23 protein-coding genes are annotated in these 25,759 nt (G+C 44.0%); 12 read left to right on the top strand and 11 right to left on the bottom strand.

Annotated features, from left to right (window positions below; genetic code table 11):
• Nucleotides 1-280 precede the first annotated feature (280 nt).
• The 3 genes from L3V32_RS18795 to L3V32_RS18785 all read right to left on the bottom strand — a co-directional run bounded on the left by L3V32_RS18795 (nucleotide 281) and on the right by L3V32_RS18785 (nucleotide 1,617).
• Nucleotides 281-601, bottom strand: coding sequence for a GIY-YIG nuclease family protein (locus L3V32_RS18795; protein ID WP_012842363.1), 321 nt, complete (start codon nucleotides 599-601; stop codon nucleotides 281-283).
• A complete protein-coding gene (locus tag L3V32_RS18790) occupies nucleotides 598-1,248 on the bottom strand; it encodes a YceH family protein (RefSeq protein WP_047008119.1) in 651 nt (216 codons plus the stop codon). The genes L3V32_RS18795 and L3V32_RS18790 overlap by 4 nt, the downstream gene beginning before the upstream one ends.
• A 165-nt stretch (nucleotides 1,249-1,413) precedes the next feature.
• Nucleotides 1,414-1,617: a hypothetical protein gene (locus L3V32_RS18785; RefSeq protein WP_031780656.1), complete on the bottom strand. Its 204-nt coding sequence runs from the start codon at nucleotides 1,615-1,617 to the stop codon at nucleotides 1,414-1,416.
• Between the two features lie 241 nt (nucleotides 1,618-1,858).
• Here L3V32_RS18785 and L3V32_RS18780 point away from each other — a divergent pair, with 241 nt between their 5' ends.
• Both L3V32_RS18780 and L3V32_RS18775 read left to right on the top strand, forming a co-directional pair.
• Nucleotides 1,859-2,173, top strand: a complete 315-nt coding sequence (locus tag L3V32_RS18780; protein ID WP_005373603.1) for a DUF496 family protein — start codon at nucleotides 1,859-1,861, stop codon at nucleotides 2,171-2,173.
• Between the two features lie 121 nt (nucleotides 2,174-2,294).
• Nucleotides 2,295-3,632 (top strand): MATE family efflux transporter, encoded by a 1,338-nt coding sequence (locus L3V32_RS18775; RefSeq protein ID WP_237284902.1) that lies wholly within the window; start codon nucleotides 2,295-2,297, stop codon nucleotides 3,630-3,632.
• A gap of 62 nt (nucleotides 3,633-3,694) precedes the next feature.
• Here the strand turns inward: L3V32_RS18775 and L3V32_RS18770 are convergent, their stop codons facing one another.
• A complete protein-coding gene (locus L3V32_RS18770; protein WP_237284901.1) occupies nucleotides 3,695-6,331 on the bottom strand; it encodes an ATP-binding protein in 2,637 nt (878 codons plus the stop codon).
• A 615-nt stretch (nucleotides 6,332-6,946) separates the two neighbouring features.
• Between L3V32_RS18770 and L3V32_RS18765 the strand changes: the two genes are divergently transcribed.
• Both L3V32_RS18765 and L3V32_RS18760 read left to right on the top strand, forming a co-directional pair.
• Nucleotides 6,947-8,380: a glyceraldehyde-3-phosphate dehydrogenase gene (locus tag L3V32_RS18765; RefSeq protein ID WP_237284900.1), complete on the top strand. Its 1,434-nt coding sequence runs from the start codon at nucleotides 6,947-6,949 to the stop codon at nucleotides 8,378-8,380.
• 240 nt (nucleotides 8,381-8,620) lie between these two features.
• Nucleotides 8,621-8,842: a hypothetical protein gene (locus tag L3V32_RS18760; protein ID WP_005397748.1), complete on the top strand. Its 222-nt coding sequence runs from the start codon at nucleotides 8,621-8,623 to the stop codon at nucleotides 8,840-8,842.
• Nucleotides 8,843-8,988: 146 nt separating this feature from the next.
• On the opposite strand, the gene L3V32_RS18755 is transcribed toward L3V32_RS18760, so the two are convergent.
• The 3 genes from L3V32_RS18755 to L3V32_RS18745 all read right to left on the bottom strand — a co-directional run bounded on the left by L3V32_RS18755 (nucleotide 8,989) and on the right by L3V32_RS18745 (nucleotide 11,112).
• A complete protein-coding gene (locus tag L3V32_RS18755; RefSeq protein ID WP_237284899.1) occupies nucleotides 8,989-9,603 on the bottom strand; it encodes a LysE family translocator in 615 nt (204 codons plus the stop codon).
• A 95-nt stretch (nucleotides 9,604-9,698) separates the two neighbouring features.
• Nucleotides 9,699-10,613: a LysR family transcriptional regulator gene (locus L3V32_RS18750; protein WP_005396380.1), complete on the bottom strand. Its 915-nt coding sequence runs from the start codon at nucleotides 10,611-10,613 to the stop codon at nucleotides 9,699-9,701.
• Between the two features lie 43 nt (nucleotides 10,614-10,656).
• Complete coding sequence (locus L3V32_RS18745) at nucleotides 10,657-11,112, bottom strand: Lrp/AsnC family transcriptional regulator (RefSeq protein WP_005396378.1); 456 nt, start codon at nucleotides 11,110-11,112, stop codon at nucleotides 10,657-10,659.
• A gap of 327 nt (nucleotides 11,113-11,439) precedes the next feature.
• Between L3V32_RS18745 and yjeH the strand changes: the two genes are divergently transcribed.
• Complete coding sequence (yjeH, locus tag L3V32_RS18740; RefSeq protein WP_237284898.1) at nucleotides 11,440-12,702, top strand: L-methionine/branched-chain amino acid transporter; 1,263 nt, start codon at nucleotides 11,440-11,442, stop codon at nucleotides 12,700-12,702.
• On the opposite strand, the gene L3V32_RS18735 is transcribed toward yjeH, so the two are convergent.
• Entirely contained in the window at nucleotides 12,703-14,148 is a 1,446-nt protein-coding gene (locus L3V32_RS18735; protein ID WP_237284897.1) for a PLP-dependent aminotransferase family protein, read from the bottom strand.
• Between the two features lie 100 nt (nucleotides 14,149-14,248).
• On the opposite strand from L3V32_RS18735, the gene L3V32_RS18730 reads away from it, so the two are divergent.
• Nucleotides 14,249-14,905 carry a pyridoxamine 5'-phosphate oxidase family protein gene (locus L3V32_RS18730; protein WP_006741174.1) on the top strand — a complete coding sequence of 219 codons (657 nt, stop codon included), beginning with the start codon at nucleotides 14,249-14,251 and terminating at the stop codon, nucleotides 14,903-14,905.
• On the opposite strand, the gene L3V32_RS18725 is transcribed toward L3V32_RS18730, so the two are convergent.
• Complete coding sequence (locus tag L3V32_RS18725) at nucleotides 14,886-16,208, bottom strand: ATP-binding protein (RefSeq protein WP_048624822.1); 1,323 nt, start codon at nucleotides 16,206-16,208, stop codon at nucleotides 14,886-14,888. The two genes, L3V32_RS18730 and L3V32_RS18725, sit on opposite strands and share 20 nt — an antisense overlap.
• Nucleotides 16,209-16,211: 3 nt before the next feature.
• The gene (locus tag L3V32_RS18720) at nucleotides 16,212-16,904 is read right to left on the bottom strand and encodes a response regulator transcription factor (RefSeq protein ID WP_005396371.1); all 693 of its coding nucleotides are present in this window, start codon (nucleotides 16,902-16,904) and stop codon (nucleotides 16,212-16,214) included.
• Between the two features lie 366 nt (nucleotides 16,905-17,270).
• Between L3V32_RS18720 and L3V32_RS18715 the strand changes: the two genes are divergently transcribed.
• Together L3V32_RS18715 and L3V32_RS18710 are read left to right on the top strand one after the other, a co-directional pair.
• Nucleotides 17,271-18,812, top strand: coding sequence for a hypothetical protein (locus L3V32_RS18715; protein ID WP_237284896.1), 1,542 nt, complete (start codon nucleotides 17,271-17,273; stop codon nucleotides 18,810-18,812).
• A gap of 12 nt (nucleotides 18,813-18,824) precedes the next feature.
• Entirely contained in the window at nucleotides 18,825-19,514 is a 690-nt protein-coding gene (locus L3V32_RS18710) for a hypothetical protein (protein WP_237284895.1), read from the top strand.
• 91 nt (nucleotides 19,515-19,605) lie between these two features.
• Here the strand turns inward: L3V32_RS18710 and L3V32_RS18705 are convergent, their stop codons facing one another.
• Nucleotides 19,606-20,607 (bottom strand): AraC family transcriptional regulator, encoded by a 1,002-nt coding sequence (locus tag L3V32_RS18705; protein WP_054866979.1) that lies wholly within the window; start codon nucleotides 20,605-20,607, stop codon nucleotides 19,606-19,608.
• A gap of 107 nt (nucleotides 20,608-20,714) precedes the next feature.
• Here L3V32_RS18705 and L3V32_RS18700 point away from each other — a divergent pair, with 107 nt between their 5' ends.
• The 4 genes from L3V32_RS18700 to L3V32_RS18685 all read left to right on the top strand — a co-directional run bounded on the left by L3V32_RS18700 (nucleotide 20,715) and on the right by L3V32_RS18685 (nucleotide 25,147).
• Entirely contained in the window at nucleotides 20,715-21,041 is a 327-nt protein-coding gene (locus tag L3V32_RS18700; protein ID WP_046875867.1) for an MFS transporter, read from the top strand.
• Nucleotides 21,041-22,264 carry an HlyD family secretion protein gene (locus L3V32_RS18695; RefSeq protein WP_237284894.1) on the top strand — a complete coding sequence of 408 codons (1,224 nt, stop codon included), beginning with the start codon at nucleotides 21,041-21,043 and terminating at the stop codon, nucleotides 22,262-22,264. The genes L3V32_RS18700 and L3V32_RS18695 overlap by 1 nt, the downstream gene beginning before the upstream one ends.
• A 101-nt stretch (nucleotides 22,265-22,365) precedes the next feature.
• Nucleotides 22,366-23,688, top strand: a complete 1,323-nt coding sequence (locus tag L3V32_RS18690) for an AarF/ABC1/UbiB kinase family protein (protein WP_237284893.1) — start codon at nucleotides 22,366-22,368, stop codon at nucleotides 23,686-23,688.
• A 112-nt stretch (nucleotides 23,689-23,800) separates the two neighbouring features.
• Nucleotides 23,801-25,147 (top strand): magnesium transporter, encoded by a 1,347-nt coding sequence (locus L3V32_RS18685; RefSeq protein WP_005396363.1) that lies wholly within the window; start codon nucleotides 23,801-23,803, stop codon nucleotides 25,145-25,147.
• The last annotated feature ends 612 nt before the right edge of the window (nucleotides 25,148-25,759 follow it).

Here is a 25,759-nt window from a genome sequence, read left to right as displayed (position 1 = left end):
ATTCGTTACCTAGCCGAGTCATCCTTTACTCTTGTAATCTACCTTCCTCTGAGTGCCTGTTTCAATAATAAATTGGTTCTTAGTCTGAGTTGGAACGAATAAACGTTTATTGTGTACCTAATTGTAAGGTCACAAAATATCATTTCTCCTTTTCATACTCTGAGTGTTTAAACAGAACACCAACCCATTATGCGTCAGTTTGTTCTTACATGGTACTCCAAAACTAAAAAGAAACCGCCTCTGTGGACGGTTTCTTTGTTATTCGGCATGTCGCGAACGCTTATTTCGATAAAGCCATTTCTAACATCATCTGCTGATTTTCATCAACGACAATACTTGCTTTTGACGTAACAAGTAGCTCTTTCTTAGCTTTTGTTAGTTGCTTAATATAATACTCAGCCCGCATGGCAAGTGTCTTTGAATCAAAATCCGAAGACCACTCCAATACCAAGGGACCTTTTCCTTTTAAAGCTTTCGCTCCTTTGCCCGTTTGGTGCTGATTGAATCTTCGCTCAACATTGTTTGTGACACCGCAATACAGCGCATTGCGGTTATTTCGTATCAAATAGACACTCCAACGCTGCGCTGTATTTTCAATCATGAAAGTAGTGACTCGACCTTAGCTTTTAGTTCATCGAGCTCTTCTTTAAGCTGAGCAACTTCGAGCTCTAACTGGCTGACTCGATCAGAATTAGAGCCAGCCGCTGACACCGGCACTGCTAGCTCAGAGACGTCAACGTCGCCACAGAACAAATGCATATAGCGTGACTCTCGCTTTCCGGCTTCACGCGGTAACTTGACCACTAATGGCCCTTTATCTTCGCTTGCTAAGTGCTCCAGAACCGTTTCAACTTCTTTTACATCATGAAATGTCGCGAGACGATTGGTACGAGTGCGAATTTCCCCAGGCGTTTGAGCACCACGCAAAAGCATACAGCACACGATTCCCTTCTCTTGTTCTGTCAGTTTTAAATCACCAAACTCCGTATTACAGAAACGGTGCTGATACTTGCTAACACGGCTGTTAAACGCACTTTCGTCACTGACGAGCCTACGCTCAATTAGAGCATCAACGGCATCGAGAACGTCTGACTCAGAGAGCGACATTACGGGATCACGGTTGCTTTTTTGATTACACGCGTTGGTTAAAGCGTTTAGGCTGAGGGGGTAAAGATCTGGGGTGGTGACTTCTTTTTCGATCAAGCAACCAATGACTCGTGCTTCAATTGCCGTTAGCTCAACTTTCATAATGCATTTCCTTATTATTTTTGCATTTGACTTGGTACCTAAATCGCTTCGAAATCATGCATCATACATTGGCAAAGAGATGCAAGAAGCGTTAACGATTCAGGTGTCGGTGTCAGGCTAAAGCATAGCGCAAGACCTGGCACCCTTTGCGAATCGGGTCAGGTATCAATGCTCCGAGAGAATTGGCACTTTCGTCAAATTGCCATCTTGATCAACCATCATTATTTTTGAACGATTCAGCTCAACTTCGATGATTTCGAGTTGCTCGCGAGCGTTGATATACGCTGTTTTTAACTTTTCAGCCACAGAGCGAGTGGCTTGCTCATTATCTTGACTACTTACTTGCTCCGCAGTGTTCCCAGAGTCCATATCAAGTTCATCATTTTGCATTCAATGGTGTTGATAATATAGTGAAGGCCACGTTATGACAATGCATCGATGGATTCTACGATGTTGCCCAAAACTCGATTAAAGAAGCGTGATTATGTAGACACATCGCAATTGGTTGAGAAATGTTCAACTCTGCATTGTGATTGATCTAAAGACTGTTATGCCACTGGATGTTGTGCTTTAATCGAGGGAGATATTCATAAAATTAGGAAAGAGAACTATGAGTAGCGTATTTGAAATCGTTAACCAAGCTCGTCGTAAAAACAAACTAAAACGTGAGCTGCTTGATAACGAAAAGAAAGTTCGTGATAACCGCAAACGTGTTGACCTTCTAGAAAACCTTCTAGATTACATCAAACCAGAAATGACTCACGATGAAATCGTCGCAATCATCAAAAATATGAAAGCAGACTACGAAGATCGTGTTGATGACCACATCATCAAAAGTGCAGAAATCTCTAAAGCACGTCGTGACATCAGCCGTCGTATTCGCGAACTGACTGAAGAAGACAAGCAAACTAGCGGCAAAAAATAAACGCTTAAGCTAGATTTTCCAACCCCGAGTAAGGCTACCTTACTCGGGGTTTATTTTTGTCTCTAAACTAAGCGCCGTGTACAATCAATCCAACTCTTATTCCTAACGCATTCAGCTTTCTATGTCCTCAACTACGACAAGTACACAACCAACACTTGCAAAACAATTATTTACGATGACTTGGCCAATGCTATTTGGCGTTCTATCTTTAATGAGCTTTCAGCTTGTAGATAGTGCATTTATCGGTCAGCTCGGCGTTTTACCTTTGGCCGCTCAAGGTTTTACTCTTCCGTTGCAAATGGTCATTATCGGCATTCAAGTCGGTTTAGGTATCGCCACGACCGCTGTCATTTCTAAAGCGCTTGGTGCGAATGAAAGTCGTTATGCCAAACAGCTCGGTGGCTTAGTTTTGATGATTGGCTCAATCGGTGTAGCCGTTTTTGGAGGGCTAATTTGGCTTTTGCGCTACCCCATTTTATCTCTATTAAGTGCTCCAGAATCTGTGATGCCGATTATCGACAGCTACTGGCCTTGGTGGCTGCTAAGTTCATGGACTGGAGCGGTTTTATATTTTTACTACAGTATTTGCCGAGCTAACGGCAACACCATGTTGCCTGGCACAATGATGATGGTGACCAGCGGTGTGAACCTTGTGCTCGATCCACTATTTATTTTCACGTTTGACTTGGGTATTAACGGAGCCGCAATAGCAACCATCGTTGCTTTTGGGTTTGGTATTTTAGTCGTCGCGCCTCGCGTAAAGAAGAATCACTGGGCAACAACGCAGTGGCAAGACCTCAACGTAGCTAAAAGTGTTGCGTCTATCGGTAACATCATGGGACCTGCGATGATCAGCCAACTGCTGCCTCCGTTGTCGTCCATGTTGGCAACAAAGTTGTTGGCAAGCTTCGGGACCGCAGCAGTCGCCGCTTGGGCGCTCGGTTCACGCTACGAATTCTTTGCTATCGTTTCGGTGTTAGCGCTGACAATGTCTATGCCCCCAATGGTCGGGCGCTTACTTGGCGCAAAGAACTACCAAGATATCCAATCGCTAGTCAGTATTGCCGTAAAATTCATTCTGGGCTTTCAACTTTTGATCGCAGCCATTACGTTTGCCGTCGCAAACCCACTTGCACTACTGATGACCAGTGATGTTCAAGTAGAGCAAGTATTAGAAATGCATTTGCTGATTGTTCCTATCAGCTTAGGTTCACTAGGTGTATGTATGTTGATGGTTTCTCTTTGCAATGCATTAGGTAAGTCTTACACCGCGCTCACCATTTCAGCGCTACGCTTGTTTGTCTTTTTCCTTCCTTGCTTATGGGTTGGCGCTCAAATGGGGGGAATCCGAGGTCTACTTTTAGGCGCTTGTATGGGCAACATTCTGGCGGGCATTTCCGCTTACCTAACCTATCGACAAACCATACGTAAACTCGCTAGCGCTCAAGCAAACGCATAACAATGCATGGTTAAAATAAAGCCCCTTTGATTGGGGCTTTATCGTCTTGAAATGTTATCGATTTAGGCGAGTTTTAATTCATTGAAGAGCTCAAATAGCTGATTCGATTTATAAGGCTTAGGTAAATAAGCATCCATACCTGCAGCAAAACAGTTGTGAATGTCTTCTTCCAAAACACTCGCGGTGAGCGCAATAATGGTCGTTTTCTCACGCCCGGCTTTCTTTTCCCAACGACGAATTTCTTTCGTCGCGGTCAGTCCATCCATCACCGGCATCATACAATCCATTAAAATTGCATCGAATTCTTCTCCCTTTGTGATGGCTTCCAACGCTTCTTGTCCATTGCTTGTTATCAAATAGTCATACCCTGCTTTATCCAGAAAGAAACTCGCGATTTTCTGATTCATCAAGTTATCCTCCGCGATTAAGATCCTCCTGTGAGAGCGCGATGTTCGATATTCAGACTTTGGAAGACCATTAGTGACAGTGTCACTTGATATAGTTTTTTCTACCTTCGCTAAGTCGTCAATGACATGCTTAAATCGATTGCCAAGAAAAGGCAATGTGAGTACAGCATGTACTCTTTCTGCATTGTCGTAGGGAGTGGATAGATGATGCTGACAAATAATCACACGACGAAGATCATATTTGAGTGACAATTCATCTAAGGCTTCATCCGTATTGGAGTCGTCACTATGGCACAGAAATATGACATCAAAGTCATCGTTTATTGCTTTTACTTCATTAACATTATTCGCACCAAAGAGATTGATTTTTGCTAATCGACACTCTTTCAAAAGTTGATCAGCGTAATCGTAATTTGTGCAGATCAAGAGCCCTTTATTTATCACGTCCGAACGCCAGCCAAACACCGGAATAACGTCAACCTCAATAGAGAATTCAAAGCATGTGCCCACTCCTTTTGTGGATGTCGCTATAAGCTGCCCTCCCATCATGGATACCAGTTGACGACAAATTGCCAATCCCAGTCCCGTTCCACCGAACTGCCTCGACACCCCTTCATCTTCCTGAGTAAAGGGTTCAAAAATCGTCGTTAACTTATCTTGTTCAATACCTATCCCGGTATCTTCGACTTTAAACATCAGTACTCCGCGCTCTTTCTCAGGTGACTCGTCATAACTGACATCAACACGTATATGCCCGCTTTCGGTAAACTTGACCGCATTCGATACCAGATTCGTGATGACCTGCTTGATGCGATGATCATCAACCATCACTCGAGTTGGAATGTTTTCAGCTAAGTTAATCCCCAGCTCTAGCTGTTTAGATGTGGCTTTGGATTGAAATAAAACCATCGACTGGTACACCACCTCTCGGATATCGGCCTCGACTAACGACAACTCCAGTCGACCAGATTCGATTTTAGAAAGATCCAAAATATCGTTAAGCAAGGTAAGTAAAGTTTGGGATGAAGAGTCAATGTCATCAACGACTTCTTGTTGATGGGAAGATAATTCGCTTTGAGAGAGTATCTCCGTCATGCCCATAATACCGTTTAGGGGGGTGCGTATTTCATGCGACATGTTGGCAAGAAATACTGATTTAGCGCGATTAGCAGATACTGCTGACTCTTTAGCATGGAGTATTTCGTCTGTTTGTCTCTGCTTTTCTTCAACCACTCGATTCACTTGCTGAGCGAAAATCGTCAGTTCATCACTGCCATCGACTTTGACTTTCGTCTGTTTCTCTTCATCGTTGATCAGCGCCGTTAAGGTATGAATAATCGCATCTAGTTTGCTATTAACCCGAAACCAAGTGCCAAAGCCAAGCCAGCAAAGCATGACGATAACCAAAATAACGCCAGAGGTAATCATCGCAATATTGGTCTTTTGTTCATGAACTTGTGTTAGGAGCGACTGCTCTGTTTGTTTCGTGAACCCATCAATGAGTACTTGCAAGCGTTGCACACGGAAATCGAGTTCTCTCAAATACGCTTCATAGTCACTACGTGACATGTCCCCTGACATTAATCGCCCACGAGATGCCAAATTTCTCTGATATCTCGGCGACGTAAACAAGCCTAGCAATTTATCAACTTGATCGTATGACCCTCCTAAATTTAAAAACGCATCCAAATTTTGCTGCTGTCGATCAATAGCCTGAAAAAACAGACTCTGACTCAACCGACTCTTAGGATCTTGAACTAGGCGATGTGTCAACCAGGCTTCTTTCTGTGTCCAAAAAGACAGCTGAGCAAGGTAAGCAATAAAATTCTGCATTCGAATACCGTCCTCACTGCCATACCACTGATGATTTTGTAGCAAAGAGCGCGACATATTTTGAAGCAGTTGAAATGCCCAATCGCCAAGGTCATCCATCTCGTCCAACCTACCGGATAATACCCCTAGCATGGCCTCTTTCAGCTCATCAGCATATTCAGCGGTATTGGGGTAACTGACGAATTTTTGATGCATGGAAGAAATAACACCGTCTTGTTCTTCTATATTAAGTGCGGCTGATGCTTGAAGCGTAGGCTGGCGGCGTGCTTTCTCTATGGAGTATATAAAATGAGAGGCTTGGGATATCAACTGGAAACCTTGGATATTGATTACCGTTTGATTGAGACGGCTTACGCGCAACGCATTGTCAGAAAACTGCTGAACTGCAAAAACCACTATCACCACCGTGGGTAATAGTGCGAGGAGTGCTAAGCGTGTTTTTATTGATAATCTCAACATCCATCAGCCCAATGGTTGATCTCATCCGATTATTTAATACTAGACTAGTTTCTAGCATTGAAAGGCATATACGACATGGTTACTTTAAAACAACATTCACCTACCAAAACCATGGTCATTCCGCTTATTTCGCCATCGGTCAATGAAATGGTAATTGTGACTCGAATCATACTTTTTGATCTTCAAGCTGAGTTCAAACAGTTAAGTTTCACTCATACCTAAGATGCACATCACTTTTCATAAAATTCCAAACCATATGTTCACCTATTTCGTTGCCTTATCGAGACAAATCACACAAAAATGCAAACGAATTCACAGTGACAACAAAACTAATTTGAAAACACACATTATCATCGCGAAAAAAGTGGATGACTTTTTAAATGTCAATACGTGAAAACCACCGCTTTAGTCACATTAATTCACCACTAACACGACCTTAACTAGTGTTTTACACTGGATTTAATTTTCCTAGCAGAATAAGGGCTCCGACCTTAGAATCCGCACACATAACTATTACAACCCGATTACATAACCCACCACACTCTTGCACGCTGCCGAAGAGGCAACAGCAGAGAGTATGGTTAGCCCCCAAAACGTGAAAGGTCTAATACAACAATGAGTCCAGAGAAATATCTCCAAGACTGGCAAACTAGCCAAACGATTGCTGAATCTATTTCCCCTCTAATTGGTAAGCTATATCGTCAAAAAGGAATCGAAGTGGTTCTGTTTGGTAAAACGCTTATCAATGCTACTACTATAGACATTCTCAAAACTCATCGCGTTGCAAGACGTTATACAGGCAGCCCACTCTCACTTGAGCACACGATGCCTATCATTCAAGCGCTATGTGAAATGAGCATTTCTTCGTGTCGTGTCGATGTTGGCCAATTGGCAACTAAGTACTGGAATGAGCATGACGATACTGCATCTCTAAATGATTTCCTTATCACTGCACTCGATGGCGCACGCGATGCAGACTCTTCATTGAAAGCGCGTGATGTAGTTCTTTATGGTTTTGGTCGCATTGGTCGACTACTAACTCGCCTTCTGATCGAGAAAAGTGGCCCAGGTTACCCACTACGACTACGAGCGATTGTGGTTCGTGGCGGTAAAAAAGGCGATTTAGATAAGCGTGCTAGTTTACTGCGTCGTGACTCAGTCCACGGTCAGTTCAACGGTAGCATCGTGATCGATGAGGAACGTAAAGCTCTGATCGTTAACGGTAACTACATCCAAATCATCTACGCAAACAATCCAAGCGAAGTGGACTACTCTGCTTACGGTATTAACAACGCGCTTGTTGTTGATAACACAGGTGTTTGGCGTGATTCTGAAGGTCTAAGCCAACACTTAGAGTGTCAAGGTGCAGAGAAAGTGCTGCTAACGGCACCAGGTAAAGGCGATATCAAAAACGTTGTATTCGGTGTAAATGAATCAGTTATTCAAGAAGATGACACCATCATCTCTGCCGCGAGCTGTACCACAAACGCAATCACGCCGGTTCTTAAAGCGCTGAATGATAAATATGGTGTCCTTTCTGGTCACATCGAAACCGTGCACTCATACACAAACGACCAAAACTTGATCGACAATTTCCACTCTGGTGACCGCCGTGGACGTAGTGCTTCTCTGAACATGGTTCTAACTTCAACTGGCGCAGCTAAAGCTGTAGCAAAAGCACTGCCAGAGCTAGCTGGTAAGCTAACAGGTAACGCAATTCGCGTACCGACACCAAACGTTTCGATGGCAGTCGCTAACCTAAACTTAGGTGAAGACGTAGACCGTGATTCACTGAACGATTACTTGCGTGAAATGGCGTTGAACTCTGAGCTTTCGGCACAGATTGACTACACCGATTCAACAGAAATTGTATCAACTGACTTAGTTGGCTCTCGCCATGCAGGCGTCGTAGATGGTCAAGCGACTATCGCACAAGACAAGCGTTGTGTACTTTACATCTGGTACGACAACGAATTCGGTTACAGCTGCCAAGTTGTGCACTGTATGGAACAAATGATGGGTGTTCGTTACCAAACATTCCCTCGATAGGTGAACTTTGCTCCACAACGTTAACCACATAGCGTAACGGACAATATCTCATATTTGTTCTAAATAATAAGCGCAAAGCGCATTACTAATATTTTTCCCCGTTTATACGCCTGATCACCCTTAGGCGTTTTTTCATTTCGCTCATTTGACACTCTCCGGACAAAGTGAAGGCTATCATTCATGTTTTGTTCATGTTCACAGCATTAATCTGAACACATGAATTACAGAGAGGTCATGATTATGAATCGGATTATTGTTACTGCACTGGCACTGATTACGGGCTTTTTTACATTAGTATTTAGCTTGATCATTGCGATTCCGTTGACCATCGCAGCATTGATTACAGGCAAGCGTATTGAGAAGCGCGTGAAGAAAATGCAGAAAGAAATGCATGAAGAGTATGAATTCAATACTGGTAAAGCCGATGCTATCGAAGGTGAGTTCGAAGAGGTTCGCCGATAAGTAAATAGAATTTATATAAGTTTCTCTCCCCCGACTGCTCCTGAGAAACTTCTTGCTTTCACCCTGTCTTTTACAATGGCAGGGTGCTTTTTTACAAAAAAGGCAGCCACCTGGGCTGCCTTTAATATTTTGTTGTCTTGGCAAATTTATACGGTTACGACCACTCGAAGTGCCAATAGCATGAGAACAATCCCTGACAAACGATCAATTAACACCGCTTTAGAACGAATTCTGTCCACTACTTTAGAGCTCGATAACACTAGGGTGATAAAGGTATACCAAAGCCCGTCCACAACAAATGGTGTAGCCACAATGATCATCTGATTGCTCAAATCATTACCTAGCGCTACAAACTGACTGAATAATGCGATAAAAAACAAAGCAATTTTAGGACTTAAAATCGAGATAAAAAAACCTTCTCGAGCAGACTGGCTTACCGTTGTTTCCTCGCCTGACTCCAACTTCGCCGCCACACCGCCTTTCGAACGCAGCGCATTGAACCCTAAATATGCAAGATATGCCGCGCCTGCAAGGCTGATCGTCTTGAACAACATCGGGCTTTGCTGCAAAACAACAGCGAGGCCAATCAGCGTGATAAAGGCATAAACGCCAATTCCAAAGGCGTGTGCCCAAGCCGTTGCCAAACCATGGATGCGTCCACCAGCCAAGGCATGTTTTGCCACAATCGCTAGGCTAGGCCCAGGAGACATAGCACCGAGTAAACACACGGTAAAAAGTGATAACCAAACTGTTAGTGTCATAAATAACCTCTCTCCATTTGAACTCAATCTATCAATTGAAGAGCTATAATTTGAAATCAAAGTTTCGCATAAAAGTCATGATTTAAAATCATAACCTAATGAATGGAGTATTCCGATATTTTCATCACCGCGTGGATTTGCTCTCGCACCCACTGATGAGCTGGATCATTGTCGTATTTAGGATGCCACATCAGCCAGTATTCATGGGTAGGTGTCTCAAAAGGAAGCGCTTTATGAACCAAAGGCCAGTGCTTGGCCAAATTATTTGCAATGTGCTCCGGAACTACCATTAAGTGCTCACTTGAGACCAAACGATTTACCGCCGCAGAGAAAAAAGGCACTTTAAAGGTAACATGACGCATCAGCCCCCTGTCTTTTAGTGCCATATCGGTACTTGAGTCTTTGTCTCCCCCACCCGTCACTTGAATATGCGAATGACTAATGAGGTCCTCTACAGAAATCGAAGCCTTACCAGCTAAAGGGTGAGACGCCTTCATCAAACAAACTGACTTATCAGAACCAATATTGATGCTAGATACACCTTCAGGCTGAGTGGGATACATAGAAGAAGCAAGGTGGATTCCTAACTCGTGAAGCTTATCGATAAAATCTAGCTGCCACAGTCGATACGCCAAATCCAATTGTGGTGCTTGTTCACCCAAGTGAGAGGCAATATCGGGCAAAACGTATTGTGCCACGTAATCGCTTGAGGCAATAACCAGCTCGCCTTGCCACAGTTGCGGCTCAAAAGGTTTGTCATCGAGTAAATGGTCAAACTCAGCCAGTAACGCATCAAGCTTTGATTTTAACGCTATTGCTCGCGGAGTTGGTATCAGCTGATTACCTTGACGAATAAGCAGTGGGTCACCACACAAATCGCGCAATTGTGCAAGCTGTCGGCTAACCGCAGACTGCGTAATGTGCAAACGCTCTGCAGTTCGGCTGACATGACACTCTTCTAAAAGTACATGCAAGGATCTAAGTAGATTCAAATTGATGTTGTTTAACATACTGGCTCAAGAAGGTTTTAATAAATAATGGCACCCATGAAGCTTATTTCACAAACTGGTTGCCAGTTGTATTAAAGAACTCAGCTAAAACGGTATGAGTCATGAGGTGCCTTAGCTCTGGGTAACGTTGAATTTGATCTCTGATTTCGTTCAAACGAGTCATCGTAGGTACTTCGACAAAAACCATCATATCCGTTTCACCACTGATTGCATGGCACCATTTTACGCCATCGATTTTGTATAGTTCGTCGGCATATGATTCGCAATAATATGTGGATGTAGATTTATCGAACTTTAGAGCAAAATAAGCACAAATCGAGTCCCCGCCTGAAGAGGCAATTTCAGCGTGATACCCGAGAATCACTTTGTCATGTTCTAGCTTACGAATACGAGCCGTCACCGCAGAACGAGAAAGGTTCACTTTATCCGCAATTTCAGTCACCGACAGCCGAGCGTTGTGTCGGAGAAGATCCACAATCTTGTGATCAAACTTGTCCATATACTTACCAAGCTTTCCTTATTTTTCTCATTCTATACCGATTCTAACTGCATAAGAAACCAACATTTTGTTGGAAATATTTAAAACAACCGTCATATTGACGGTTCAGTAAAGCATTTTGTTATTAAGATTTTGGATATGCTATTTGGTAAGCATGAGATGCGCACCGTTATCCATTCAAATAGAAGAGCGATAACGCATTGAAATCAAATACGCTTCTTATGTATTCAGCGCACTAGCGGGCTCATTAAACTCCAATAAATGAGATAATTAGAATCCACAAGCGTTTTCGTCATAAGCCCTACAACATTGGATGAATCAATTAGCATGGAACAGCTCAAAAAAGACATTTCACTCACATCCGGTATCGCCCAACTATCCACAACATTAATGGGAACGGGTCTTTTTATGATACCAGCTATTGCAGCAGGCATAGCGGGTCATTTTTCACTATGGGCCTGGATTTTATTATTCATCGCCATTTGTCCTATTGCGCTGACTTTTGCCCAGCTAGGCAAGCGATATCCCAACGCGGGCGGAACCGCATTTTTTGTGCGTAAAGCATTTAACGCCAAGCTGGAAAGTAGTGTAGCTTGGCTATTTGTTAGTGTCATTCCGGTAGGGGTTCCGGCCGCGATTGCACTCGCCGCAGGCTTTCTACAGCAAATATTGCCAGAGCCTATTAGCAATAATCTGTTTGCACAAATTCTAACGGTATTACTTCTTGTGTTCGTCAACTTGATGGGCACTAAGTCATCAGGTCATTTACAAACTCTTATTGCTTTGAGTGTCTTTGCGCTCGTTGGCACATTTTTATGGAAAGGTGACGTTAACAGCACCGATCTCGTGATGCCAGCTATCACACAAGAGTCAATTTGGCCTATTACCGCAGCGCTTGGCGTGATGTTCTGGTGTTTTGTTGGCATAGAGGCTTTTGCTCATATGGGGGAAGAATTCAAAAACCCTCAAAGAGACTTCCCTATTGCCATTATTGTCGGTTGTTTTGTAGCGGGAGCTACGTACTGGGCTTGCTCTGTTGTTATTTTAAAGTTTGGTGCATATGGTAATGCTCAATTCGATAATGCATCGATTCCATGGTTGAGTGCTCAACTACTTGGCGATGGGGCCAAATGGATAATCAGTTTGATCGGATTCTCCGCTTGTTTCGCGAGCGTTAACTTATACACACAGAGCCTAGCGCGAATGGTCTGGGCTCAAGCTCGGGAACATCGTCCTTACAGCCCACTAGCCAAGATTTCGCGTCGTGGTGTCCCTTTCTCAGCCACCTTATTAGTTGGCGGCGTACTGCTAATATCTTGCGTGATAGGAACGCTATCGCAGCTCGATCTGGAGTTTTTCCTAAAACTAGCAAATAGTGTATTCGTTTTGGTTTACATGTTGGCGATGTTAGCCGCTTATAAATTGCTTCGTGGGTTTGGTAAAGCGCTTGCGGGACTTTCTCTACTGCTTTGTACCGGTGTTTTTATATGTTTAGGCTGGCCAATGTTTTATGCACTTGGCATTTTCACTCTACTTTTACTGCCTTGGAAACAGTGGCGACATAAACGACAAACACGCGCAGTTGAATAGTCACTGCTTCCCATGTCGAAAAATTAGGGCTAAACGTTGGATACCAGCGTCTATATTCTCTAACGCGATATTGCCATAACCAAGCACGGCACCATGCCAGTGACGTGCTTGGAAACCTGGATGTTCATAATAGCTCAAAGGTCGCAAGATGATCCCTTCATGTTCTGCCAGTTTTGTAAAACGCAGCTCATCCATACCGTTTTGCCATTTCAACGTAATATGAAGTCCCGCCGCTTGGCTAACGACGCAAACACTGTCGCCAAAATGCTGTTGAACGGATAAATGTATCTGTTCATGCTTGGTTTTATATAGTCGGCGCATTTTTCGGATATGGCGCAACAACCCACCCTCGGTAATAAAATCCGCCAACGCTTCTTGAGTGTGCGTCGGTGAATCACCACTTAACGCATCTTTAACCACCAAACATTGCTCTACTAAACGTTCAGGAACCACAAGGTAGCCAAGCCGCAATCCGTTAAACATTACTTTACTGAAGGAACCCACATACAACACACGATCATCTCGACCCATTTGAGCTGCTAGCCCCTGTAAGCTGGTGTAGGGACGATGAGCAAACTGAAATTCGCTGTCATAATCGTCCTCGATGATCCAACTTGATTGCTCGACCGCCCAGTTGATGATCTTTCCTCTTTGCTCGGTATTGAGTGTGGTCCCCATCGGATATTGATTACTTGGTGTGATATACAGCGCATCGGCATCGCTTGAGGTCACCGCTTCCACATCAAAACCTAATTTCTCTCTTACGAACAAAGGCTCAAATTGATAGTTTTGGAACTGAATCAACTTCCGCATTTGCGCGTAACCTGGTTGCTCCATCAGAACCTTATCACCTTGTTTGAGCACTACCATCGTCGCAATTGACAACGCTTGCTGCGCCCCAGAGGTAATAATAATGCGCTCTGGGGAACAATTCACTGAACGACTTGATGCGAGGTAGTCAGCTAAAGCACAGCGCAATGCCCAACTACCCTGAATATCTTGATTCCCCAACAAGCAGGGGCGGGACATGTGGCGATTGAGTAACTTTTGCCACTGCGCCATCGGAAATGCGTCCAAATCCGGCACACCCGGTGCAAATGCGCGGTTGATATCAAAGTGAGTTTTCGGTGATGAGTCTCTCTGAACTGAATTAGGTTCAGGCAAGTACTGCTCCGGCAGTTCTACGGCAACATAAAAGCCAGAACCTTTTTGGCTGTTCAAGTACCCTTCCGCCACTAACTGTTCGTAGGCAGAAATCACGGTATTCCTACTTAGATTAAGCGCCTGTGAAAGCTTCCGCGTAGAAGGCAACTTCCCATTCTTCACCCACAATCCTTGAACAATTTTCTTGCGAATAGCAAAAAACAACGCTTGCTGACGCGTTCCATCACTGTCTTTTAAATGCAGGTCACCGATATCAATCAAAGACAAACTGGATCCATCCATTAGTTAAAAGTGGCTCTCTTTAAGCTACCAGTTAAACGCTACATTGCAATCAAAGAACGAGGATCAATCGCTCGTAATCGTGAGCAAACAAGGAGAGAAAATGCTATCCAACACCAATAGAACGGAAATTAAGAAAGGCGCACATAAAGCCGTCTCTGATGTTAGCAAACTGCACGCCATCATAGATGAAAGCCTAATCGCTCATATTGCGATAACCAACGAGTCAGGCCCTGTGGTCATCCCTATGCTGGCATGGCGTGTCGATGATTACGTGTATATCCATGGTGCCAACAACAGTCGACTGTTACGCTCACTCAAACAAGGAGTGCAAACGTGCTTAACCTTTACTTTGCTTGATGGTTGGGTATTGGCTCGAAGTGCATTTCACCACAGTGCGCATTATCGTAGCGCCGTGGTCTTTGGCCAGTTTGAGATGGTGGAGGATAACCAAGAGAAAGACAGGTTGTTGAATCACTTTATCGAACAGATCGCTCCAGGGAGAACAAAACAAGTCCGTTTGAGCAATGAAAAAGAGCTCAAAGCCACCATGCTGCTGCGTATCCCACTCACAGAGGCATCTGTGAAAATCAGCAATTTTGGCGTCAACGACGATGCGGAAGACATGGACATTCCTGTTTGGGCAGGTGTCCTACCCTACCGAACTGTCGTAGGTCCACTGCAAGCTTGTGAAGATTTGTATGAAGGTATCGCTGAACCAGACTACCGCAGTGCCTACTCTAATCGTTGGCAGGAATAAGCACCGTAAAACGTGCGCCGCCTAAGTGACTCTCGCCGACAGAAAGTTCCCAACCTAATTGCCTCGCTGCACTGGTAGCGATGGCAAGCCCTAAACCAAAGCCTTTCACGTCGGCGTTGCGGCTTTTGTCTAAACGCGAAAATGGCATAAATACTTCTTCTCGCATCGCTTCAGGTACGCCCGGACCATCGTCCTCAATATCGATGCTCCAGCAATCCGCTACCATTCGAATCGTCACCTCAACGCAGGATTCACCGTAACGCTTGGCGTTTTGCAATAAATTATCGAGGACGAGGTTACCCAAAGTAGGCTGAAAGTGAATCAATTGGTTCGCGAGTTCATTTTCCGCTCTCAACATGGCGGACTCTAAGCCTAGGTAATTCATACGGCTTTTGCACCAAAGTGGCAGTTCCATGGTTTCAACAGAATCGACCCAAGAGTGGTTTTTCACACTCAAGCGAGACAGCATGACGATGTCGGAAGTTAAATCCGTCACTACATCAACGTATCGTTCAATATCGTCATGTAACTCTGCCTGCATTTCACCACTCGTGCGCCTAGCTAAATCCGTCGCTAGCTGAATACGACTCAGCGGAGTGCGCACTTCATGAGGAATAGCTTGAGTAAAGATGTGTGTTTGGCGTACTCGTCTCTCAATCTCTTCAGACATGCAGTTGAAGCCTTGGGCGAGCTCTTTCACGGGTTGCGAAAATTGCTTTAGATCGACTCGCGTATTCAACTCACCAGAACCAAATTGTTGTTGTGCAGCCGTTAGTTGCCTAATTTGGCGGTCAAGACGTCGTACAGGTATGTAAACCATAATGCCTAAACTGCACACAACAACCAAAAGTAGAGTCAGTATAAATACAATCTCAGAATCTTCATTCCAATCAACATCTGGGCTAAAGAAATCAGTTTTTTCTTTGAAAACTAAACTCTTCGAGGTGTTAGGTAAAGGGAATACCGCAGCATAGGTACTGCCATCAATAAGATAAACAGGTATCCCCTGTATTCGGTACAGCAGCTTACAATCTCGACAAGGCGGTGATCCGTCCCAGTTTTCAACCAATGTTAAATCAAAGATAAAGAAATCTTGCTTGCCGTTTTCGGTTAACTTCTTGTAGAGAGAATCCGGAGTGCCTCGTTGCTCAATGTATTGATCGACAAAATAAGCACCATCACTCAAAAAAACACCGACTTCTGTTTTGCGCATGTACTCTTCCCCCATAAAGAGAAACAAAGCAACAGTCAGCGCAAGGCCAGTAACTAACCCCACATATAGACGAGTAAACAGGGAAAACATGCGTCATTTACCTGTCAGCATGTAGCCGTGGTGACGTATGGTCTTAATGGTAGCGGTATGGATATGAGCCTTAGAGAATTTCTTCCTTAGTGAGGATATACGCATATCAATCGAACGATCAGTAATGCAGTATTCAATGCCTCTGGCAAGACGGCAACATGATTCACGAGATACTGGCTTATCGACATTCAGCATCAGGAGCTCTAGAATTTCAAACTCAGAGCTCGTTAAACCAATATCTTTTTGCAAATAAAATGCTTGGGAGCGACGAAGACAAAGGCTAATGCCATATCGGCTCAGCTTTTCTTCTTCAACGGTATCAACTTGACGACGATAGCGACGCAACGCCGCTTCAATACGGGCGAGAAGGATGTTGCCTTTTATCGGTTTGGTAAGGTAATCATCAGCACCGAACTTAAATAAGCTCACCTCGCTCATTTCATCATCGGTTGCAGTCAAAACAATGATAATCCCATGATAAAATTTACGTGCCTCTTGGCATATTTCTGCGCCATTTTTTCCTGGTAACATCAAATCTAACAGCACTAGGTCCGGCTTGAGTTCCTTAATCGTTTCTAATGCATTTTGACCGTTATCGATAACAGTTACTGTATAGCCTTCGGCTTCGAGGTACATTTTGGTTAATCGAGCAATCTCTGAGTCGTCTTCTACCAGTAAGATTGTATTACCCACCATGAATCATTTACTCCACCAATATGATGGAGGGAGTATATCGCTCGTCCTATACTGCGCAACCCACTTAAATGATAATTTTAATAAAAAGCAGGCTTACATACGCTTACAAACCATACATATACGATAACCCTAATCATTCTATACCCCTTAAACCATGCAATAACCTGATGTTTTATTTATTATCAGAATATAGCTTCACATAGAAAATAAAATTCGGAATAAAAATCTACTATATTTTTAAACATATCGAATAATAGGTCTTACCAAAAAACAATATCAACATATATGCCTTAGTTTGCTTATATAGACAGGACTTTATGTTGCTTCTAAGTTTCCTGCTCTAATAAAGTCTACGAGTAACATGAAATGAGATATTCCAAATTAACACCTTTAGCCATATTTTGCGCGATAAGTCTAACTGCTTGTGGCGGCAGTGAATCTAATTCGAAACCATCGACAACGACACCTCCAACACCACCAGTGCCAACATTGAGCACTGTCACAATCCCAACTGTCGTTTCTACAGAGTTTCCGGCCAAGTTAAAAGTGGCTGCTGATGCGGGCTTCACCCACTATGTGAAAATCTCCCTTTCTGAAGCAAATAACAATGATACATTTCACATTGTGGCCGTTGATGACGGTGCGAATAATGAAAAAATCTTTCGTGCAGCCAAAATCATCCAACACCTTCTAACAAACCAACCAGACTCTAAGTACGGTGCTGACAAGTCTCGTATCGCTAAGACATTAGCCGAGCGTGATGCCACATTAATGCTGACCGAAAACGACGAACAGAATGATGAGATGTTAACCAAAATCTTTATCAACGAACTGATTCGCCAAGACAAACTGAACGACGCAGTTACAAACTCGGGCTTAGCACACTCTTTTGATACGAGTTCTCTAGAAAAGTTTGTTGTAAGCATGATGGTACTTAACGAAGAAGATATGGATACACTTGTCACATCTATCGTGGCAACATTAGTAAATAGTAAAGAAACACCAAACTGGCTAAGGAACAGCCAATCTTTGATGTATCGAGAACTGACAGTTGAAGGCGATTGCCATTACATGAGTAATTTTGCCGATTACTGTGCCAATCTTGGTAAAAAAGCCGAACGAGACGCCGCTTTTGAAGAAATTTTACACTTGGTCCAAGCGCAAGGTATTGCACCTAACACGGGGACTGCGGCACTGCAAAATGACATTCAAGCTCATGCGTTAAAAATCTATAACGATATTCAAGCGGGCAAACCGACGGTGTGGCGCCCAACTCAGTATGACTGGGACGATTGGAAATCGGACGACTTCGATCCTGAAAGTGTTAAACAAACGGGCCCTTCATATTCTCACGAATACTTTGCTGCCGCTTTTGAAGCTTACATGGGTGTAGCAAAAGCAAACGGACAAGGTTTAGATGGCTACCAAGCGTTAACACGTGAAGAAATGCAAACTCAAGATCCACAAGCCGTTGATTGGATCAGCGGCTTATTCCACGGATACTTGCAATACACCGCGAACATCGACTCTGCTGGCGTCAAACTTTACACAGAAAAGACAAATCCAGGCACTGTGCCTACCTTCCGTATGGCTCCCAACAAAGACGGCTTAATAGAAGCATACACCTACAAATCTCAGTGGCTGACAAGAGTGAAGATCATTGGCGACGACGCAATGAATGTGATCGGTAATGACCAAAACAATACCTTTGAAGGCAACAGCAAAGACAACAGCATTTATGGTGAAGGTGGTATCAACACCTATATCGTGCCACACAAACTGGCAGAATGTACTGTTATCAAAGCAAAGAGCGTTTCTGTTAAGTGCCCGAGTACAGGCTCGGATGAGTTGTACGACATTCAAAAGATCCAATTCACCGACCAAATCTTAGATGTAACCGAGCTATAAACGATGAAAAACATGAAGAAACTTACTCTATTCGCTCCCCTACTCCTTGTAGGTTGTGGTGGCCTAGCTGTCATGGATCGTACTGATGCCGTAAAAGCACAACCAGAAATGCTGATCAAAACCGACGGAGATTTTTGGGGATTCGGTGCAGATGGTCATTTTGATTTTGCTGGTAAGTACAAAGGCAACTATTCACGCAGTGCTTCTAACTCAAGTTGGTTTAACCATATCTCTTTCAAAGAAGGTACGATGGGAGCAGAAGTGACTCGTATCGACAACGGGGAAACTTGGCTTTTGAACTGCACTGGGGGCGGTATGTCGGTTAACTACATGGGCGTCGATTTTGGTGGGAATGATCCTTACACCTGTGATATCACCCAAGATGGCGTCAAAGTGGGAGAATTTGCTATGGAGCCAAAATCCGCTCTCATCGACATCAGCTTCGAGAAAAAAGAGACTGGCGTAGTGCGTATCGGCAGCACCCACTTTAATGTAGAAACCGTACATACTAGTCCCGACGCCATGATGGCGGTAGACATTCCATTGGGTTATAGCTTTAAGGAAGGCACACAAGAAATTGCCGCCGTACAGACGAACGGTACCATTGCGGTACAGATGCTCCCAGAACTTAGTGAACAAAAAAAGGATGTGATTGCCATCGGCGCTGTTGCAAGTGCACTAAGCTGGCGCCCTAAGAAATAGCCATTACATTAAAAAACACCACACAAAATAATAATAAAGCCCTTTACCTTGAGGGCTTTTATTGCTTGTTTTCATAAAGACAAGTGAAGCATTACTTTTCTAATCTTCCCGCATACTGCTTGGGCGTTAATCCACGATGCTTCTTAAACATACGATTGAAGCTCGCCACATTGGTGTAACCAAGGCGCATAGCTATGTCATCAATGCTCACGCGCTTACTCAATAACCCAGCCGCAACATTACTCAATACATAGCCGGATACCATCGAGAAGTTGAGGCCTAATTTGTGCAAACGACGTTGAAACTGCTGTTCAGATAAATCAAGCAGAGAAGAAACGCGCTCTAACGTTGGCAATCCATAATGACTGCTGTAGTTCACCACTTCATAAATCACTTTCAACTCATCTTCTGGGTCGGGCATATTAAGCAAATCATCCAAATCGGAAAAACTCATCGCTAGACGGCTGTCTTCGCGATGGCTCACTTGGCGGGAAGCTAATCGGTCATCTCCCGGGATCCATATTTCTGTTTTTGGCTGACTCCATTCCACCTCGCAGCCGAAATATTCCCGGTATCGCTCAGTATTTTTTCTCGACCCTGAAATCTTGACGCGCAAAGGCTGATAGTCTTTACCAAGAAATTCGCGTAGCACTTTAATCATAAATACCGCACAGCGGATACTATCGTGCACCTTTACTGACGTTTCTATAAACGGATTGTGGTAAGTCCATTTGATGATTTTGCCCGACTGTTCGCCAGCAAAAAATGCCCCAGATTGTAAGTTACTCGCACCATAATTAACGCGTCGAATCGCGCTGGCTAAATCATTCCCAGAAAATAGCCAGCGTCCCACAGGCCCAAGCTTTTGCAGTTCAATACCTCGGCTGAGACTCAAAACCACATCTGGATCACTGCTGGCTTGTTCAACACAACGATACCATTCTGCGACGGCTTTTAGCGGGATCAGTGTCATTGGGTTGTGAAATACCGACGACGGAATCCCCAGTTCATCCGAGCCCAAATTATATTTAGATAACGCGAGGTTATGCATGTTTAGAATGCCCATCGCGCGAATAAATCGAACCGTCTTCATTACCAATCACATCAAATTTAATCCTCTATTGATTGAATCTGTCACAAAGAAAGACCTAAATCAAATCCAGATCACAATACGCCAACCGTTTGATAGAGGAGTGTTTAATGAGTTTACTGAGTGTCCCATTTGTCGGTACAGGCGCAGATACGGCGTTACATGTTGTCGCTGCTGTCGTTTTAATCGCGAGTGTCGCGGGCGCGTGTTACGGCTTTTGGAAAATCCATGAGTTGCCAATTAATAAGGCGCACAGCAAAGACCATCATCAGATAGGGCTCATCACTGCGCTCACCTGGATTGGGTTTGTCTGGCACTGGGTTTGGGTGCTAGCTGTGATCTTTGCATTCGTTGATATGGAAAAAGCCATCATCAATCTGCGTGATACATGGAGAAGTAAACCGCAAACAGAAACACAGCCAAAAGAGGAAGCGTAATGTTAGAAGGTTTAGCGGTATGGGCTCTCTTCATCTATCTGCTGCGTTTGGTTGGCATGCCTTGGAACAAAGCAACCAAATCGTTCGCTTATCTTGGCGGTTTGAGTTGGCTGATGTTCGTATGGGTAGGTTTGATTAACTTCACCCCGATGGATTTATCCGGTGGTTCTGTCGTGCAGTCACCACACATCCAATTGCGTCCAGATTCAACCAATGTGAAGGGTAAAGTTGACCACATTTACATTAAGCCAAATCAACAAGTTAAAGAAGGTCAGCTTATTTATGAACTTGACCCAACTCAATACGAAATCGCATTAAATCAGGCGAACGTATCCGCCGATTCTGCACGAGTCGCATTAGCTACGGCAAAAGGCGACATCGAGATTGAAGAAGCGAATCATCAAGCATTGGTGCAAGATCTAGAAACATCAAAGAGCCAATTGGAAGCGGCGAACGTTGACTACAAATTGCAGAAAAAGATGCTAGATCGTTATGTTGAGCAAAACCGAGTGGTGCAAAACACCATCACGGAAAGCGACATCGACAAACAATCGAGTGCGGTTGATATGGCACGTCACAACGTGTTAACCCTTGAGTCTCAAATTAAGAAGAAACAAGTCGATATCTCACGTGCAAAACTGGCGATTCATAAAGCAGAGCTCGCAATTGAAACCAAACAAGCCGAACTGCGCCAAGCTGAAGAGCAAATTGCAAAAGCGCAATGGGATTTGAATAGCACAAAAGTTCATGCCCCAACAGATGGCTTTGTCACCAACTTTATCCTGCGTGAAGGTCAGCGTGTATCGATGATGCCGCGTATCAACATGTACACTAACGAGAAGTACGTGCTGATGCGAGTCAACCACCAGGCGATTCGTAACATCAAACCGGGTCAGCCAGCGGAATTCTCTTCGTCCGTTTACCCAGGTAAGATCTTCTCAGCGACCGTTGAAGGCATTGTTGAAGCAACAGGTGAGTCACAAGGTAATCTACTGGGTTTCGATGATTCCGTACGTGTCACCACTGGAAAGAACTTACAGAACAAACACCACTTTGTTCGTCTTAAGATTGATGAGCCAGAAGGCTACGACATCCCTGTTGGCTCTGTTGGCCTCGCATGGGTCAGCGGTGAAAAACCGATAGGCTTCATGGCCTTCTTAGATGTGATTCGCGGGATCATCATCCGAATGAAGTCTCAACTGTACTTCTTCTACTCTATCTAAACTCGCAAACCGCCAGTTACGCTGGCGGTTTTCTTTTCATTTGTATCCAAACATATCCTTTTCCCGTATAACAATTAGTTAGTAAATAGCGGAGAAGATTCATGTCGGCAAAGGAAAGAAGCCTACCTACCCATCGCATCTCAAGATTCAGCAAATTCGCCTCACTTGCTACCCGTGTCGCAGGCAATGTGATTGCAGAAGGCACGAAGCAGATAGCCAAAGGCAACAAACCAAAAGCGAAAGACCTATTGCTGACGCCGCAAAACATCGCGCGTTTAACCGACCAACTTGCTCACCTACGTGGCGCTGCAATGAAGCTTGGTCAAATGCTCTCAATGGATGCTGGTGATGTTTTAGAACCTGAACTTGCCGATATTCTTTCCCGTCTTCGTTCCGACGCAGACCCAATGCCTGCAAAACAACTCAACGCAGTAATGGAAAGTTCGCTTGGAACGAATTGGAAAGCTGAGTTTCTATCATTTAACTTCAAACCAATCGCCAGTGCATCAATAGGACAAGTGCACCAAGCCTACAGCGATGCGGGCGATAACCTAGCCGTCAAAGTGCAATATCCGGGCATACGAAAAAGTATCGATAGCGACGTAAACAACGTAGGTACGCTGCTTAAAGTGGTTGGGTTGATTCCAGAATCCGTCGACTACAAAGGGCTACTAGAAGAAGCCAAAAAGCAACTGCATGATGAAGCCGATTACGCACGAGAGGCGCAATTTGCGATTCGTTACCATGATGCTTTGAAGGGGCATCCTCATTTTGTCGTACCAAAGATTCACACTGAAAGTTGCTCAGACTCCGTTCTCGCCATGGAATTTATTGACGGCGTACCCATTGAACACATCGAACATTATGATCAAAGTACGCGAGATTTTGTCATGCACAGTTTGCTCGAATTGCTGTTCAGAGAGCTGTTCGAATTCAAGATGGTGCAAACCGACCCTAACTTCGCCAATTACTTGTACATTGAAAGTACTCACCAAATCGGCTTGTTAGATTTCGGTGCAACTCGCGAATACAGCGAACGATTCAGTGCCGGCTATCGCCAAGCCTTTGCGTCCGTCATGAATAATGACGAACAAGGCTTGAATGACGCGCTTGAACAAATTGGCTTCTTCAGCCAAACCATCTTACCTGATCAGCGCCAAGCGATTCTCGATTTAGTAAAAATGGCATGTGAACCCATGTTAGTTGATGAGCCATATGATTTTAAAGCCAGTGGCTTAGCGCAAAAACTTCGCGAAGCTGGCACTATTTTGAGCATGGAACAAGAGTACTGGCATACCCCACCTGCCGATGCCCTATTTTTACATCGTAAAATTGGTGGAATGTATTTGCTCGCAGCGAGAATTGGCGCAAAAGTGAACATTCGCCAATTGGTACAGCCATATCTCACTATCAACAGCGAATAGCCTATTGTTTTTCTGTTACTTTCAAGTACCTTGAGCAAGGTTAAGATGCATAGTTGTGCATCTCAATAACATGCCATACTTCCATAAAACGAATTAACTATCGGGGTACTCGGTGAGCAAGTTTCAAGATCTCTCCACTCTAATCCAGCAAATTGGCCAAGCCGAAGAAGCGGATCAAGTCGCAACGCTCAATGAATCTATTGAAGCGGGTCTCGAACCTGGCGCAGTCGCCCTAATTCTGGAAGCCTTTCCAATCGATGATCGTGTTCGCTTATGGCGAGCTTTGCCACTAGAACTGCATATCGACGTGTTAACGGAAATGCGTGCCGACGTACGTTTTTCTATCATCAATGCATTATCTGAAGTCGAGCTAAAACTCACCCTCGCTAAACTTGATAACTTATCGCTGATCGAATGGGCGGATTCGTTGCCTGAGTCGATCATCAACGAAGCGCTCGCGTTAATCGAAAAAGATGAGTTAGAGCTTTACGATCAGGCAAACGAATATGAAGATGAAGAACTCGGCCACTGGGCTGAGCGTAAAATCATCACCCTGCCCTTTAATATTACGATTGGAACGGCTAAGCAGTTAATGGAGCGCTATAGCTACGACACGCCTCAACAAGTCTACCTGATCAACCGTAATAAACAGTATCGAGGGACAGTCAATTACTACGAAATTTTACGTAGTGATCCTGATACTCGCTTGAAAACACTCGTTATTGAAGCGGTGACGGTGCTAGACAGTAAGATGATGCTTCCCGAAGCGGTAGAAGCATTAGAGCACAGCACACTGCCCGCTCTGCCTGTGACTGATGCAGACCAAACTCTGATTGGTGAAGTCGATTGGCAATTTGCATTGAGTACGCAACGTGAAATCTACGAAGCGCGCTTAATGGCCGGTACTGGTATGGATGAAGGCGATGACTTGTTTGCGCCAGTATTAAAAAGCTCACAAAAACGCGGCGTGTGGCTGGGCATCAATTTGCTGACTGCAATTTTAGCGTCTGTCACTATCGGGCTATTTGAAGACGTGATTGCTCAAGTGGTGGCTTTAGCCGTACTAATGCCAATTGTTGCATCGATGGGTGGCATTGCAGGCAGCCAAACGCTGACTCTAATGGTTCGTGCGATGGCGCTTAATCAGATTACCCCAGGTAACCGATTCAAATTCTTAAAAAATGAGTTGGGCATAGGCTCACTGAACGGCATTGCTTGGGCGCTAATCATCGGCGGGTTAGCCGGATTGTGGTTCCAATCGCCAGTTTTAGGTGGAACCATTGCGCTGGCCATTATCGTCAACATTATTACCGCTGCTTTATTTGGCGTGTTGATACCCATTATTTTGGATAAGTTTAAATTGGATCCAGCCTTAGCAGGTTCGGTTATTCTAACGACGGTGACAGATGTGGTTGGTTTCTTCGCCTTTTTGGGAACGGCGAGTTTAGTCATGCTCTAAAAAGCCCACTGTTTATTAATCAATCATTAGCATAATAGAGTCAAATTGCATAACGCAGTTGCAATTTGCAAACAAACTCAAACTTTAAGCAACGCATGTCACAGAAACTACGTATTTTGGGGCATATTAAAGTTGGCACAGTAACTGCATTATATAAATTGACCCTTCTTAAGCCGAGGGTCACCTAGCCAACTGACGTTGTTAGTGAACTTGATTTTGTTCACATGTATATAAGCCAATCGCACTCTTTGCGGTTGGCTATTTTTTTATGTGGCTACTGCTCTCCTTTATCCTCTGAACGAGATCAGTTGTACTTTTCTTGCCCTCACCCGACTGTTTACTGTTTATAAAATTCAAATATTCCCTCACTAACCCACCAGAAATACCGATTTCAACAAAAATAAACCACCTAACCCAAATAAAACCAAGAAAACACACCCAAAAAAGAACAAATAACGTCCAAACCAAAAATCTCATCATGAAATCGTTTTCTTTTCATAGAAATCGACTGAACAATCCAGAGTTATAGATAAATTTAATCCATAAAAACAAATAGCAATTCAAAACATTCATTTCACATAGAAAACCTGTCTATAAATCATACAAAATACG

The sequence above is a fragment of the Vibrio sp. J2-4 genome (assembly GCF_021728155.1).
Taxonomy (GTDB): Bacteria; Pseudomonadota; Gammaproteobacteria; order Enterobacterales; family Vibrionaceae; genus Vibrio; species Vibrio diabolicus.
Note: the sequence above shows the minus strand (reverse complement) of the source record. Positions and strands in the feature narration are given on the sequence as shown.